The 14741-nt window shown below is 54.7% G+C and carries 16 protein-coding genes; 7 read left to right on the top strand and 9 right to left on the bottom strand.

What is annotated here, in order from left to right; translation table 11 throughout:
- Positions 1-121: 121 nt before the first annotated feature.
- The 4 genes from araH to HWQ14_RS13695 all read right to left on the bottom strand — a co-directional run bounded on the left by araH (position 122) and on the right by HWQ14_RS13695 (position 4566).
- Positions 122-1102, bottom strand: a complete 981-nt coding sequence (gene araH / locus HWQ14_RS13710) for an arabinose ABC transporter permease AraH (protein WP_176611195.1) — start codon at positions 1100-1102, stop codon at positions 122-124.
- A gap of 14 nt (positions 1103-1116) precedes the next feature.
- Entirely contained in the window at positions 1117-2631 is a 1515-nt protein-coding gene (gene araG / locus HWQ14_RS13705; RefSeq protein ID WP_176610018.1) for an L-arabinose ABC transporter ATP-binding protein AraG, read from the bottom strand.
- A gap of 71 nt (positions 2632-2702) precedes the next feature.
- Complete coding sequence (gene araF / locus HWQ14_RS13700) at positions 2703-3692, bottom strand: arabinose ABC transporter substrate-binding protein AraF (protein ID WP_176610017.1); 990 nt, start codon at positions 3690-3692, stop codon at positions 2703-2705.
- Between the two features lie 316 nt (positions 3693-4008).
- Positions 4009-4566 (bottom strand): DJ-1/PfpI family protein, encoded by a 558-nt coding sequence (locus tag HWQ14_RS13695; protein ID WP_176610016.1) that lies wholly within the window; start codon positions 4564-4566, stop codon positions 4009-4011.
- A gap of 504 nt (positions 4567-5070) precedes the next feature.
- Here HWQ14_RS13695 and HWQ14_RS13690 point away from each other — a divergent pair.
- Positions 5071-5574, top strand: a complete 504-nt coding sequence (locus tag HWQ14_RS13690; protein WP_148418110.1) for a non-heme ferritin-like protein — start codon at positions 5071-5073, stop codon at positions 5572-5574.
- 141 nt (positions 5575-5715) lie between these two features.
- Positions 5716-7059, top strand: a complete 1344-nt coding sequence (locus HWQ14_RS13685) for an anaerobic C4-dicarboxylate transporter (RefSeq protein ID WP_148418111.1) — start codon at positions 5716-5718, stop codon at positions 7057-7059.
- Positions 7060-7129: 70 nt separating this feature from the next.
- Here the strand turns inward: HWQ14_RS13685 and HWQ14_RS13680 are convergent, their stop codons facing one another.
- The 3 genes from HWQ14_RS13680 to HWQ14_RS13670 all read right to left on the bottom strand — a co-directional run bounded on the left by HWQ14_RS13680 (position 7130) and on the right by HWQ14_RS13670 (position 8564).
- Positions 7130-7381 carry a DUF2766 family protein gene (locus tag HWQ14_RS13680; protein WP_003859683.1) on the bottom strand — a complete coding sequence of 84 codons (252 nt, stop codon included), beginning with the start codon at positions 7379-7381 and terminating at the stop codon, positions 7130-7132.
- Positions 7382-7488: 107 nt separating this feature from the next.
- A complete protein-coding gene (azuC, locus tag HWQ14_RS13675; RefSeq protein WP_003859682.1) occupies positions 7489-7572 on the bottom strand; it encodes a stress response protein AzuC in 84 nt (27 codons plus the stop codon).
- 353 nt (positions 7573-7925) lie between these two features.
- On the bottom strand, positions 7926-8564 hold the full coding sequence (locus HWQ14_RS13670; RefSeq protein ID WP_148418112.1) for an RpiB/LacA/LacB family sugar-phosphate isomerase: 639 nt from the start codon (positions 8562-8564) through the stop codon (positions 7926-7928).
- A gap of 245 nt (positions 8565-8809) precedes the next feature.
- On the opposite strand from HWQ14_RS13670, the gene yecR reads away from it, so the two are divergent.
- Both yecR and ftnA read left to right on the top strand, forming a co-directional pair.
- Entirely contained in the window at positions 8810-9148 is a 339-nt protein-coding gene (gene yecR / locus HWQ14_RS13665; protein ID WP_176610015.1) for a YecR family lipoprotein, read from the top strand.
- Between the two features lie 200 nt (positions 9149-9348).
- Positions 9349-9846: a non-heme ferritin gene (gene ftnA, locus HWQ14_RS13660; RefSeq protein ID WP_148418114.1), complete on the top strand. Its 498-nt coding sequence runs from the start codon at positions 9349-9351 to the stop codon at positions 9844-9846.
- A 36-nt stretch (positions 9847-9882) separates the two neighbouring features.
- Here the strand turns inward: ftnA and HWQ14_RS13655 are convergent, their stop codons facing one another.
- Positions 9883-10119 (bottom strand): YecH family metal-binding protein, encoded by a 237-nt coding sequence (locus tag HWQ14_RS13655; RefSeq protein WP_148418115.1) that lies wholly within the window; start codon positions 10117-10119, stop codon positions 9883-9885.
- Positions 10120-10310: 191 nt separating this feature from the next.
- Between HWQ14_RS13655 and tyrP the strand changes: the two genes are divergently transcribed.
- Complete coding sequence (tyrP, locus tag HWQ14_RS13650) at positions 10311-11522, top strand: tyrosine transporter TyrP (RefSeq protein ID WP_148418116.1); 1212 nt, start codon at positions 10311-10313, stop codon at positions 11520-11522.
- 30 nt (positions 11523-11552) lie between these two features.
- Here tyrP and HWQ14_RS13645 read toward each other — a convergent pair whose 3' ends face one another.
- Positions 11553-12221, bottom strand: a complete 669-nt coding sequence (locus tag HWQ14_RS13645; RefSeq protein ID WP_148418117.1) for a YecA family protein — start codon at positions 12219-12221, stop codon at positions 11553-11555.
- A gap of 411 nt (positions 12222-12632) precedes the next feature.
- Here HWQ14_RS13645 and HWQ14_RS13640 point away from each other — a divergent pair, with 411 nt between their 5' ends.
- Complete coding sequence (locus HWQ14_RS13640) at positions 12633-13754, top strand: branched-chain amino acid ABC transporter substrate-binding protein (protein WP_176610014.1); 1122 nt, start codon at positions 12633-12635, stop codon at positions 13752-13754.
- A 68-nt stretch (positions 13755-13822) separates the two neighbouring features.
- On the top strand, positions 13823-14737 hold the full coding sequence (locus HWQ14_RS13635; protein ID WP_176610013.1) for an ABC transporter permease subunit: 915 nt from the start codon (positions 13823-13825) through the stop codon (positions 14735-14737).
- Positions 14738-14741 lie beyond the last annotated feature (4 nt).

Genomic DNA, 14741 nt, shown 5'->3' with positions numbered 1-14741 from the left:
TGTAAGTATAGACAGTGTGACGGCGCTCGCCATTTAGCAACCGGCCCGTCAGCGAAACTGGCGGGCCGGTCTGGGGGTCAACTATGGTTAATAGTTGAGCATTGCGGTGTTGAAAAAAGAATCAAACGGTACGCTTCGCTTTTTGCTTGTAACGGTCGAAGATCACCGCTGCCAGCAGGATCAGGCCGCGAACGACGTACTGAGAGAAAGGCGAAATATTAAGCAGGTTCATCGCGTTCTCCACGGTCCCCAGAATCAGGATACCTGCCACCACATATGAGATTTTTCCGATGCCTCCCTTAAGGGAAACGCCCCCTAAAACGCACGCAGAAATGACAATCAGCTCATATCCGATAGAGGTCATCGGCTGACCGCTGGTCATCCGGGATGCCAGAATAATCCCCGCCGCCGCCGATACCAGCCCGGAAAGCACGAAGATGATGATTTTGGTTCGCACGACCGGGACGCCCGCCAGGCGCGCCGCTTCCTCATTACCGCCAATCGCCAGGGTGTTACGGCCAAAGGTGGTGCGGTTAAGCAGGAAACCGAACAGGATCAAACAGGCTACCGTCAGCCAGATTGGCGCCGGCAGGCCCAGCCAGTTGGCATAGCCCAGCGTGAAGAAACGCTCGTCTTCAATCCCAACCGCCTTACCGTCGGAGATGATATAGGCCAGACCGCGCACGATCTGCATGGTTGCAAGCGTCGTGATCAGGGCGTTGATCTTCAGGCGCGCAATCACAAACCCGTTCACCAGGCCGCTCAGCACGCCGAGCATCAGCCCGGCAAATACGCCGATCCACAGGCTTTCGGTCATGTTGATGACCACGGCGGTGGTGACGCCGGCACAGGCAATTACCGAGGCGACCGACAGGTCAAAATCGCCGGAAGCCAGGCAGAACAGCATGCCGCAGGCCACCATGCCGGACATGGAGATCGCCAGCCCCAGCCCCTTCATATTAATGAACGTGGCGAAGTTCGGCACAAAAATTGCGCAGGCGACGAACAGGGCGGCAAAGACCACCAGCATGCCGTACTGGTCCCAGATGCGGCCAAAACTGAAAGCCGACTTCGGCGCTCCGGATGTAGTAACAGAGGACATCATTGACTCCTTACTCAGGCGACAGCCTGGCTAACTTTAGGCATGGCGAGACTCAACGCCTGTTGTTCATTCGCCTGTTCATGCAGCAATTCACCGGCAATTTCACCTTCGCGCATCACAACGATGCGGTCGGCGACGCCCAGCACCTCGGGCAGATCGCTTGAAGCGAACAGCACCGCCACGCCGCGTTTTGCCAGTTCATAGATGACGTTATAGATTTCGTGTTTGGCCCCCACGTCGATACCGCGCGTTGGCTCATCCAGCAAAATGACCTTCATGTCTTCCGACAGCCAGCGGCCCAGAATGGCCTTCTGCTGGTTGCCGCCGGAGAGGTTCATGATCAGCTGTTCAGCGCCGGGGGTTTTGATGTTCAGCGAACGGATATGGTGCTCCGCGTTGCTCGCCTCCCAGCCGTCGTTAATCAGACATCCCGCGCGGATGAACTTTCGCCGGGCAGAGATGTTGATGTTGTCGCGCACCGAGTGCACCGGGATGATGCCCTCGGCCTTTCGATCCTCCGGACAGAGCATAATGCCCGCGTTAATGGCATGCGCGGGCTTCTGAATATCGACCTTTTGCCCGTCCACAAACACATGCCCCTGGGTAATGCGCGTGCCGCCGAACAGCCCTTTCATCAGCTCGCTGCGCCCTGCCCCGACGAGACCAAACAGTCCGACGATTTCCCCGCTGCGTACCGTGAGCGAAATGGGCGTGCGCACTCCCGGCGCTTTGACGTTATCCAGACGCAGACGCTCCGGGCCGTACTCGCGCGGTTTCCAGTGGTAAATATCCCCCAGATCGCGTCCAACCATCGCCTGCACCAGCTGGTCATGATCGACCTGCTGCATATCGCTGAAGGTGCGCACGTAGCGGCCATCCTTAAATACGGTGATGGCATCGCTTAAGGCAAAAATCTCTTCCATACGGTGAGAGACATATAAGATGACGCGGCCTTCCCTGCGCAGCTCGCGGATCACGCGAAAGAGGTTTTCAATCTCGCGCGCGGAGAGCGAGCTGGTCGGCTCGTCGAAAGCGATGATCTTGGCGTTGCGCGCCAGCGCCTTGGCAATTTCCACCATCTGCCACTGGCCGATGGAGAGATACTTAAGGGGCGTTTGCGGATCGACATCCAGCCCGAGGTGTTTCAGCTGCAGGCCCGCTTCATAGTTGAGCAGCGAGCGGTTAACCACGCCGCTTTTGTGCGGAAGCTGGCCCAGATAGATGTTCTCCGCCACGGTCATCTCAGGAATAAGGTGCAGCTCCTGATAGATGATGGCGACCCCGGCGTTCAGCGCCGCCGTGGTGTCGGCGAAGGCCACCTCTTCGCCACGCAAGGCCAGCGTGCCGGTGGTGGGCGTGTAGTTGCCGCTGAGTATTTTTAACAGCGTGGATTTTCCCGCGCCGTTCTCCCCCATCAGGGCGTGAACCTGTCCGGCATAGCAGTCGAAGCTGATATCGGTCAGCGCGTTTACGCCGGGGAACGTTTTACCGATGCCGCGGAAAGAGAGGTACGGATCAGACTGTTGCATAACGACTCCGTGATTCCTGTAGTGTGTACGTCTGGCCCCTCACGGCGCGTAAGGGGCACAATCACAGCGTATTACTTACCGCCCAGTCCTTTTTTCGCCAGCTCCTCTTTGAAGTTATCGCGGGTGATCAGCACCACGTCGGTCACTTCGGTGAATTTCGGCGGTTCAACCCCTTTGGTCACCCAGTTGTAAAGCATCTCGCTGGATTTATAGCCGTGTACGTCCGGGCTCGGCAGCAGAGAGCCGTAGAAGCCGGTCGCCTGCGCTTTGGAGAGTTCGCTCACCGCGTCAACGCCGTTGATGCCGATGCCGATCACGTCCGGCACCTTAAAGCCCTGACCTTCGGTTGCGCGCACGCCACCCAGCACGGTGTTGTCGTTCATGCCAACCACCAGCCAGTGCTTCACCTCAGGGTGCTGAACGAGCATGGAGTTCGCCGCATCAAAGGCGCCGGGGATATCGTTAGATTTGGTAGGCACTTTGTAGATCTGTTTTTCCGGGAAACCTGCGGCTTTCAGCGAGTCCATGGACCCGGTGGTACGACGACGCGCGGTATCCAGCTCGTCCGCGGTGATGGCCATGACGGCGGTCTCTTTTACATCCCAGCCGCGTTTCTGCATCTCTTTATAGAGCTCCTGGCCCTGACGCTCGCCGATTTTGGTTGCCGCCATCATTACCAGCGGTACGGTATCCATCGGCTTGCCTTTGGCATTCACGAATTGATCGTCCACGGCGATCACTTTCATATCGTAGCCGCGCGCTTTCGCGGCAATGGCGGAACCCAGTTTGGGATCCGGCGTACAGATAACGAAACCTTTCGCGCCGCTGGCCGCCAGGCTGTCGATGGCGTTCAGCGTTTTCTCACCGTCAGGCACGGCGATTTTGATCACCTCAAAACCTAAATCTTTCCCGGCCTTATCAGCAAATTTCCATTCGGTCTGGAACCACGGCTCTTCAGGCTGTTTGACCAGAAAACCGAGCTTTAAATTTTCAGCGATAGCGGATTGTGACATAACGGCAGCCAGGCCGATGGCCGCCAGCGCTTTAGTAAATTTGTGCATGGTAAACTCCAGCTTTAGCATTCTTTTCTGTAGGGAATAATGACGAACGTCTTATTTAATCGGACTTAAAACAAGGCATTAGCGCCTACCTCGTCATAAGCGTTAGTGCTGGTGATAGTTTTAGCGGGAAATTAATCATCCATAAGAGAGCGCCATCACACCGCAGAATTACAGTAATTGCGTACATAAATTCAGCGGAAAATGACATAAAAATGGGCAGAATTATCCTACAAATAGCAGGGGATTAAGCAGAATAATCCATAAGGTCAGCTAAGGAGTCCCTGTTAACCGGACGCGCGGGCGCCCGGTGGGATGTTTACCAGGGGTAATAGATGTGTTCAGCATGCTCGCGGACGGGAGCGTCATCTCCCAGCAAACGCGCGGAAAGGGCCAGCGCAAAGTCAAAGGCGTGGCCAAGGCCTTTGCCGCTGATCAGGTTGCCATCCTCCACGACCGGGGCATCCACGTATTCTCCGTCCCGTGCGGTTTGCCATAAGTCACCGGAACAGACGTAGCGCCGCCCCTTCAGTAACCCGTTGCCGCCCAGGACTCGCGCCGCCGCGGAGCAGATGGGGCAGATCAGCCTGCCGCTCTCGTCATGCGCGGCAACAAAGCGGATAACGTCGCGGTTGGCCGCAAGATTAATGCTCCCCTGCGGGCCGCCGGGCAACACCACCGCGTCATACAGCGTGTCGATGCGCTCCCCTAGCGTACCGTCTGCGACCATGGGAATGTTGTGATAGCTCACCACCGCCCGCGACGCCGCGCAGGCCAGCGTTTCTACCTCAATCTGCAGGCGACGCAGAATATCAATGGTGATAATTGCCTCTGCCTCTTCAAAACCAGGTGCCAGCAGCACCGCAACCTTAGCCATCGTAAACCTCAGCGCATGAAAGAACATAAAACATCGTTTCATTTTCATCATTTACCGGATGGCAATCTTACGACGCGATCACAGAACGGTATATTTAATAAAAATTGATTTAGCTCAAATTAGCAGCGGCAGGATATATTCATGAATATTAAATCCATTTTAACTCTTTCACAGAATTTCTCGCCAAAGAACGTTTCCCGAAACGACAGAAATGAGCGAAATGTTATTATAAATTACTAATATCAACAGGTTAACTGATGGTACATTTGTTTACCTGTTTATAATTCTCAACTATATTTAATTTTGTAATGTATGGTAAACACAGCCCAATTAAGAGTTTTCTTAAGCGAAAGAGAAGCGTATGCTTATTCGTATCGAACACAGGAAGTGAATATTCGAACGCTTACACCTTGCAGAAAATTTATTCTGCCATTCAGTCGTCAGTACCTGCCGGGTCAGGTTAAGTAGCGGACATCATGTCCAACAGTCAATAAGGATATTAGTATGACTACCCCAACGATGATGCAAAAACTCAACGCCCAGATGAACCTGGAGTTTTACGCTTCCAATCTGCATCTGCACCTGAGCGCGTGGTGTTCCAGAAAAAGCCTGAACGGCACTGCCACCTTCTTTCGTTCACAGGCGCAAAGTAACGTCACGCATATGATGCGCGTGTTTAACTTTTTGAAGGCGCTTGGTGCAAATCCCACCGTCAAAGAGCTTGAAACGATTGAAGATAACTACTCTTCACTGGAAGAACTGTTCCAGAAAACGCTGGAAGAGTATGAGCAGCGCTGTGCAAGGCTGAGCAAGCTGGCCGATGAAGCCATGGCGCAGCAGGACATCGCAACCCTCAAATTCTTACGTGATATGGATAAAGAGCAGCAGCAGGATGGCATGCTGCTGAAAACGCTCGCAGATGAGATCCGCAATGCAAAACGTGCGGGTCTTGGTCTGGAGCAGACGGACCGCCACCTTCTCGACCTCGCCACCGTTCAACACCACTAAGCCCGTCTCGCCCGCTTCCGCCCGGAAGCGGGTATCAACTGCCTGCTTTTGCTGACATTTAACAAATCCGATCTCGCTCCCAATGAATAACCACACAACGTGTAATGATTTGTTAATTACAATCATTGACGAGGGAGCAGCATGATCACCATTGAGTTTATTGTCATTATCCTCTGCCTGCTGACGGGCACACGCTTCGGCGGCATGGGGCTTGGGCTGATAAGCGGCATCGGCCTGTTTATTTTGAGCTTTGTCTTCGGGCTACAGCCCGGTAAACCCCCGGTGGACGTAATGCTCACCATCCTTGCCGTCATCGGCTGTGCCGCCACGCTCCAGACCGCCGGAGGCCTGAATGTGATGATGCAGTTTGCGGAGCGCCTGCTGCGTAAACATCCGCAGCACATCACCCTTCTCGCGCCGTTTACCACCTGGATGCTGACCTTTCTCTGCGGAACCGGTCACGTCGTCTACACCATGTTTCCCATCATTGCGGATATCGCGCTAAAAAAGGGCATTCGCCCGGAGCGGCCAATGGCGGTCGCCTCGGTGGCGTCTCAGATGGCCATCACCGCCTCCCCCGTCTCCGTCGCCGTCGTGTCGCTGGTTTCCATTCTGGGTGCGCAGCACGGTATTGGCCACGGGTGGGGGATCCTCGAAATTCTGGCCGTCTCCGTGCCGGCCTCGCTGTCCGGGGTTGCGATTGCCGCGCTGTGGAGCTTACGCCGCGGAAAAGATCTGGCAGACGATCCGGAGTTTCAGGAAAAGCTGAACGATCCGAAACAGCGGGAGTTTATTTATGGTGGAACGGAGACGCTGATGAATCAGCGCTTCCCGAAACAGGCTTACTGGTCAACGTGGATCTTCTTCGCCGGTATTGCCGTAGTGGTGCTGCTGGGGGCGCTGCCAGCGCTGCGTCCGGCCTTTGAAATCAAAGGCAAAATGACCGCCCTGTCGATGAACCTTGTCATACAGATGATGATGCTGATTGCCGGTGCCGTAATGCTGATGACCTGCAGGGTAAATGCGTCGGCGATTTCAAACGGGGCGGTGTTTAAGGCGGGGATGGTCGCGATCTTCTCGGTGTTCGGCGTGGCGTGGATGAGCGATACCTTTTTCCAGGCGCATCTCGACGAGCTGAAAATGGCGCTGGAGGGGATAGTGAAAAGTCATCCGTGGACGTACGCCATCGTGCTGTTTCTGGTTTCAAAACTGGTCAACAGCCAGGCTGCGGCCTTAACCGCCGTCGCCCCGATGGGATTGATGCTGGGTATCGACCCGAAAATGCTGGTTGCCTTCTTCCCGGCGTCGTACGGCTACTTCGTGCTGCCAACCTATCCGAGCGATCTGGCGTGTATCGGATTCGATCGTTCCGGCACGACCCGCATCGGTAAATTCATCATCAACCACAGCTTTATCGTGCCGGGGCTGATTGGCGTGAGCTGCGCCTGCGTGGTGAGCTACCTGCTGGTGCAGACGTTCTTCTGATCTTTCTGCGGGCGACAGGCTCTGTCGCCCTTCGGCGTAAAATCAGAAAGGGGGTCTGATTTCGGTTTACCTAGTGCGATTCACCCTGCGGCGTGAAGCGCAGCTCAATCAGGGCGATAGCTTTCTGGATTGCGCGAAGCGTAACCGGGTCAGCCGCGGCGGGGTGGTTGGTGAAATCGATGTTTTTCAGCTGGGTCGACATCTTTTCGCGTACTTCTACCGGCGCGATAACGTCAATTACGTCAAGGATCTGTTTGATGACCAGCTGGCAGGCGACGACGTCAGATACCAGTTCCTGATCGGCGCTCAGGTTTTGTGACATGGGGATTCTCCTTATTCAAAGGCCGCCATAGTAGCAAAACAGAGGCCCTTCCATCTCCCTCTCGTCGTACGCAGACGTAAAAAAACCTGCCGAAGCAGGTTTTTTTATCAGAACATCGCGCCCGGTGGGACGTCTTTGAAAGTTGTGCAGTAATTAGCCCACATGCTTTTCAGGATTTTGCGCAGTTTCATCGTGTTGCTCCAGTAACGTGTTATGCAGGTGTTATTGTCGATACGCTTATAATATGACCACCATCACAAAAATCAACCATTTTGTGACACGCATCACACTAAAAAAGACTACATTGCGGCGGCCATGTTAAAAAAAGTAGCGATAAATCCGCAGGTTACGGGTTTATAAATTCCAGTAAATTCTTATAAAATTTTTTGAACAGGAAGGAATACAAGGGATGAAGTGGCGATCGCTGATTCGTCAGCAGGGAGGGATGACACGCTGCGCCTGGCACGGGATGCGGGCAGCGCGGTATCTTCAAAAACGTAATGCGGCATGCCGGGCAGGTATAGCCCTGCCCGGCAAGGCGGAATCAGCCAACAATGGCGCGGACAAAAGCTTCAATCTCTTTGTCCTGACAGTTCTCGAAGAAGCACTGCTGGAAGCGCTGGCCCGAAACGGCGGTTTTAACCAGCTCGGGATCGATGGCACGCAGGGTATCGAGATAGTTTTCTTTCACCACCGCCGCTTTCACCTGGTTCAGAATACCGGCGTTGCGCACCTGCGGCTCTTTACGCTCTGGTGGATAGCCTTCGCCATTGCGGCCGGTAAACGCTTTCTCGAAGATAAAGCGCACGTTCAGTTCAGCGCCCCAGCCAAAGCCTTTCGCGAACGGCAGGGAAAGCGCGTTGCCGTTGTTGATTTGCGCGAACAGGAACGCGTCAGCAGGATCGATGCAGTAGCCGCAAATTACACCCGGATGAATGTTCAGGGACATCAGCGCGCCCTGCCCGGTTCCGCAGCCGGTCACAACAAAATCGACGGCTTTTGAATTGAGCAGAATGCTCGCCATGATGCCAAGGTGAATATAGGTAAGGTGGTGATCGTTTTCATCACTCATACCGACGTTATAGACCGGGAAACCTTTCTCATCGGCAACGGCCTTCAGCTCATTAAGGATGATGGCATTTTTAGCGGCCTGGCTGTTTTCCATCATCAGTGCAATTTTCATCTTGTCTCTCCTGAATGCATGGCGGGCGTTCCCGCTGTGGATAGCTTTTCACCTTAACCTTACTATCAAACAAACACACTTTCAAATTAAGTGAAAACTTGTTTTAAAAAACAAAGATGCGCTCACAGTTTGGCGGGCTGGCCCGGTTCGTTGCGAAGTGTAAGGGGAGATCTTCCGGCTATTCCGCCCATTGCGGCCTGCGGATCGGCTTACAATAGCGTATTTCCCGTCACGCAGAGTTAACTATGAAAAGAGTAATCCTGGCCGCAACGATCCTGATGCTCGCGGGGTGCAGCATTAACCGTCAGGCGGAGATAAGCAGTGTAGACGCCCCGAACGGGATTGTGCGCCTCGACTACGGTCAGGCGCTGCTTCAGAACGCCTGGTCTGACGACTATGTGAATAACGGTACGGCAGCCAAAGCCTGTCAAAACATGGGGTATGCCACCGCGTCCGCCTACGGACAGCCGATAAAAACCTGTACCCTCATCAGCGGCTCGCTCTGTCTGAACGAAAGCGTGATCATTCAGTACAAATGCATGGGATATGCCGTTACCTCCGTAAACCAGAACCCATGGTATTAACGGGTGCTGCCAGCCGCGCTGGCAGCCTATTTAATAAGAACAAAAACAATTCTCATTAATTAATATAAAGAGTGGCAATGCGTGTTATTCCCATTCGTATTTTTAATAAAGAGATATTTATTTTACTTTTTGCAAATAATTAAATAACAAATTATAGTGTCGCTCATCGTGAACCAGAAATAATAAACCGGAGCTGCACCATGCTAAAAACCGAAATGATTGAAAAGCTCAATGCGCAAATGAACCTTGAGCTTTTTTCATCCCTCCTTTACCAGCAGATGAGCGCCTGGTGCAGCTATCACAGCTTTGAAGGTGCGGCCGCGTTCCTGCGTCGCCATGCCCAGGAAGAGATGACGCACATGCAGCGTCTGTTTGATTATCTTACGGATACCGGCAGCCTGCCGCGCATTGACAACGTGGCATCGCCTTTTGCCGAATACGGCTCTCTGGATGAACTGTTCCGCGCCACCTACGAGCACGAACAGCTGATCACCCAAAAAATTAATGAACTGGCTCATGCGGCGATGACCAGCCAGGATTATCCAACCTTTAATTTCCTTCAGTGGTATGTTGCTGAACAGCACGAAGAAGAGAAACTGTTTAAATCCGTCCTGGATAAATTATCTCTGGCGGGTAAATCCGGTGAAGGTCTGTACTTTATTGATAAAGAGCTGTCGACCCTCGACGCGCAGAATTAATGTTAAAACGGTGCTGACCCGTCAGCACCGTTTTATTTAATGGCGGCATATTTTACTTTCGTGAGTAGAAAAGCCCTCTTCTGCCGGAATAAATTTTCCCCGCGCCGCCAGAAACGCCACCAGCTCCGCCGCTGACATATTCGAAGCCGAACAGGTATGGAACCGCGCATCTTCACCAAAGCGGGCACCTATCGCCGCCACCAGGCTTTGCTCCGTATAGCGTTCACCCGACTCAATCATCATATTAAGCACATCGTGTCCGTGAATTGACATGGTTACCTCTCGCAAATAAAAGGCAGACTAAACGCTTCCTCAGCTACACGCCTTGCGCTGGCGCAGGTTCCCCTTTTCTTTTTGTAAATTAATCATTACACCCTTTGTAACGGTGATTTGACGAGATGGGGCTTTTCCCTTACTCTGCGCCGCAGAATAGGTTGCGGTATCGAAGGGTTGTAGAGGAAAGCGTGAAGAACAGAACTCTGGGAAGTATTTTTATCGTCGCCGGAACGACAATTGGCGCAGGAATGTTGGCCATGCCGCTGGCTGCCGCGGGCGTCGGGTTTGGCGTAACCGTACTGCTGCTGGGCGGCCTGTGGGCGCTGATGTGTTACACCGCGCTGCTGCTGCTGGAGGTCTATCAGCACGTCCCCGCCGATACCGGCTTAGGCTCGCTTGCGGCACGCTACCTTGGACGCTACGGGCAGTGGATCGCCGGTTTTAGCATGATGTTCCTGATGTACGCGCTGACTGCCGCCTATATTAGCGGCGCCGGAGAGCTGATTGCGTCAAGCATCAATGACGGCTTCGGGACATCGATTTCGCCGGAGACGGGCGCCATTGCCTTTACGCTGACTGGCGGCGGCGTGGTTTGCGCCGGAACGTCGCTGGTCGATCTCTTTAACCGCTTTTTGTTCAGCGCCAAAATCCTCTTCCTGGCTGCGATGCTGGTGCTGCTGGCGCCGCACGTCCACAAGATCAACCTGCTCGCCATGCCGCTGGAAAAAGGCCTGGCGCTTTCGGCGATCCCGGTCATTTTCACCTCGTTCGGTTTTCACGGCAGCGTACCGAGCATCGTCAGCTATATGAACGGCGATATCCGCAAGCTGCGCCGCGTGTTTATCATCGGCAGCGCCATACCGCTGATTGCGTACCTTTTCTGGCAGCTGGTAACGCTGGGCAGCATTGACTCCACAACCTTTGTTGGCCTGATGGCGGAGCACTCCGGGCTGAACGGTTTCCTGGTTGCCCTGCGCAACGTGGTGGCTTCTACGCACGTAGAGCTGGCGGTGCATCTGTTTGCGGATCTGGCGCTGGCTACCTCCTTCCTCGGGGTGGCGCTCGGCCTGTTTGACTACATGGCGGACCTGCTCCAGCGCCGCAATACCGCTGCCGGCCGTTTACAGACGGGAGCAATGACCTTCCTGCCGCCGCTGGCCTTCGCGCTTTTTTACCCGCGCGGCTTTGTGATGGCGCTGGGATATGCCGGCGTGGCGTTATCGGTTCTGGCCCTGCTCCTGCCTTCCCTGCTGGCCTGGAAAAGCCGCCAGCAGCATCCGCAGCAAGGGTATCGCGTGGCGGGAGGTAAGCCGCTGCTGTGCCTGGTGTTTAGCTGCGGAGTAGCGATTATTCTGGTGCAGATATTGATTGCAGCGGGGATGCTGCCGGAAGTGGGATAAGAATAAGGGGCTATTATTAGCCCCTTTTTATCAGTGCAGACAGCAGCTTTTGAACTTCTTCCCGCTGCCGCACGGGCACGGATCGTTACGACCCACCTTTGCCCCGTTCACGATCGGTTGCTTCGCTTCGGGCTGCTGCGGGTTAGCCACCCAGTAGTTATACAAACGCAGCGCCGCAGGCTGGATACTCTCAATGCTGGCCATGTACTCCTCTTCGGTCAGCGCATCCAGCTTCTCGCTGTTCTCTTCCGTACCGTGCAGCGCAATCACGGCCAGATCGGCCTGTAGCGATTCCGGCAGGGATGACCAGTCCGTCAGCGCCACGCCGCGCATATAGCCATAGCACCACTCTTCCACCACGGTATAACTCTGGCCGTCAACGTCGTTATAGCCAAACAGCGGCTCAAACTGGTCCGGGTATTCGCTCAGACGCTCGGCAATATCGTTCATATGCTTAAAGCAAAGATCGATAAAGCGGTTCATCTCACGGTCGTTTTTCCAGCGCGGAATAAACTTCTCACCGCCCCAGACCGCCACCAGCCAGGTGTCGGGCTCCACCACAACGGGACCGGAAAGTACTGCGGTAAGCATGCCGTCCAGTTCGGACACGTCAATCACGGATGCATCGTCGTGACCGTAAGACATTAATGTCTCTTCCAGCCACGCCATCTCGCTTTCATTTAATGGGCCTTCAGCCATTGCTGATACTCCTGATAAAAAAAACGATCCTGACATATATCGCCGCGCGTGCCTATCTGAAGTTTAGGTCTTTATTGCTGCATAAACGTGCAATTCGTGACCCTTGCACAACTTATGGGCTTTGTTGTTAAGGAGATGTGATCTCCGCTGTAATTTCACGTCATCCCGCAAAGGCGCATAAAACGGCACTCTATACTCAACATGCAGTGACCCGGTCAAGGGATTAACCATTCTGGCAACCTTTTTGCTTAATGTTCTGCGCGCTTCGCGGTGCGTAGGATCCTCGCCGTATTAAGCAGGAGATTGCTTCTAACGTGCATTTTGTTCTCGCTCTTGTTTTTGGATTAACGATGCCATCAGGCGTTCGGGTTTATACCTGGTGCAAAAACCTCTTTGCTAAGGAACATAATAATGTCGCTTAAATTTACCAAAACGTCCCTTTCCCTTGTGCTGGCTGGCTGCCTGGTGACGGCCTTTTCCGCGCGGGCTGATATTGTGATTGGCGTGGCCGGGCCGTTCACCGGCCCGAACGCAACCTATGGCGATCAGTACTGGCACGGCGCCACGCAGGCGGCGGAAGACATTAACGCCGCAGGCGGGATCAACGGTGAGAAAATCAGGCTGGTTCAGGGCGATGACGCCTGTGAGCCTAAACAGGCGGTCGCCGTTGCCAACCGCCTGGTCGATCAGGACAAGGTCAACGCGGTGGTCGGCCACTTCTGCTCCTCGTCGACCATGCCCGCCTCCGAGGTGTATAGCGATGCAGGAATATTATCCATCACCCCCGGCTCGACTAACCCGCTGATTACCGAGCGCGGCATGAGCGATATGTTCCGCATGTGCGGCCGCGACGACCAGCAGGGCCAGGTCGCCAGCGATTTTATTATTGATAAGCTGAACGCTAAACGGGTGGTCATTATCCACGATAAAGACACCTATGGTCAGGGGCTGGCGGACGCCACCAAAGCGGCGCTGGCGAAACGCGGCGTCAAGGATGTGATGTACGAAGGGCTATCGCGCGGGGAAAAAGACTTTAACGCGCTGGTGACCAAAATTGGCGCGCAGAAACCGGACGTGGTGTTCTTCGGCGGCTGCCACCCGGAAGCGGGCCCGCTGGTTCGCCAGATGCGTGAACAGGGCGTACAGGCGAAGTTCTTCTCCGGTGACTGCATCGTCAACGAGGAGATGGTGACCGCCGCCGGCGGTGCGCAATATACCAACGGCATCTATATGACCTTCGGCAAAGATCCCCGCCTGATCCCGGACGGGAAGGCCGTTATCGAGAAATTCCGCGCCGGTAAATTTGAACCTGAAGGCTATACGCTCTACGCCTACGCTTCGGTGCAGGCTATCGCGGCGGCGTTTAAGGCCACCAAAGGTACGGATTCTGCGAAAGCCAGCGAGTGGCTGAAGGCCAATTCCGTCGACACGGTTATGGGTAAAAAAGCCTGGGACAGCAAAGGCGATCTCAGGGTGTCTGACTATGTGGTGTACCAGTGGGACGACAAAGGCAAATATAAAGAAGTGCCGTAACGGGACGGAATCTGCTCGACGCCGGCGGGGTTGCCCGTCGGCGTAACCCCTCATTCAGGTGCGCAACGATGAGTACTTTCTTCCTTCAGCAGTTAATTAACGGCCTGACGCTGGGTTCGGTCTATGGCCTTATCGCTATCGGCTACACCATGGTGTACGGCATTATCGGCATGATCAATTTCGCCCACGGCGAAGTGTATATGATTTCCGCCTATCTCTCGGCCATTGGCCTTGCCCTGCTGGCGTTTTTTGGACTCCAGTCATTTCCGCTGCTGATCCTCGGGACGCTGGTATTCACCATCGTGGTCACCGGGGTTTACGGCTGGACTATTGAGCGCATCGCCTATAAGCCCCTGCGCAACTCGACCCGCCTGGCTCCGCTGATCTCGGCCATCGGGATGTCGCTGATCCTGCAAAACTACGTCCAGCTCAGCCAGGGCCCGCGGCAGCAGGGCGTACCTACCATGCTGGACGGCGTGCTGCGCTTCCACCTGGGCGAAGGGTTTGTCCAGATAACCTATACCAAGGTCTTTATCCTCATTGCCTCGTTCGCGGGCATGCTGGTCCTGACCTGGATTATCAGCCGTACCCGCCTGGGGCGGATGTGCCGCGCGGTGCAGCAGGATCGCAAAATGGCCTCTATCCTGGGCATCAACACCGACAGGATTATTTCGCTGGTGTTTGTTATTGGCGCCGCCATGGCCGGGCTGGCGGGCGTGCTGATCACCATGAATTACGGCACCTTCGATTTTTACGTCGGGTTCGTCATCGGCATTAAGGCATTCACGGCGGCGGTGCTTGGCGGCATCGGCTCGTTGCCTGGCGCGATGCTCGGCGGGCTGATCCTGGGGATCGCCGAAGCACAATTCTCCGGGCTGGTGAACTCGGACTACAAGGACGTGTTCTCGTTTGGCCTGCTGGTCTTGATTCTGATCTTCCGTCCTCAGGGGCTGCTGGGCCGCCCCGTCGTGGCTAAAGTGTAAGGAA

It is taken from the genome of Enterobacter cloacae (genome assembly GCF_013375935.1).
Classification (GTDB): domain Bacteria; phylum Pseudomonadota; class Gammaproteobacteria; order Enterobacterales; family Enterobacteriaceae; genus Enterobacter; species Enterobacter pasteurii.
This window is presented reverse-complemented; position numbering and strand designations above follow the sequence as displayed.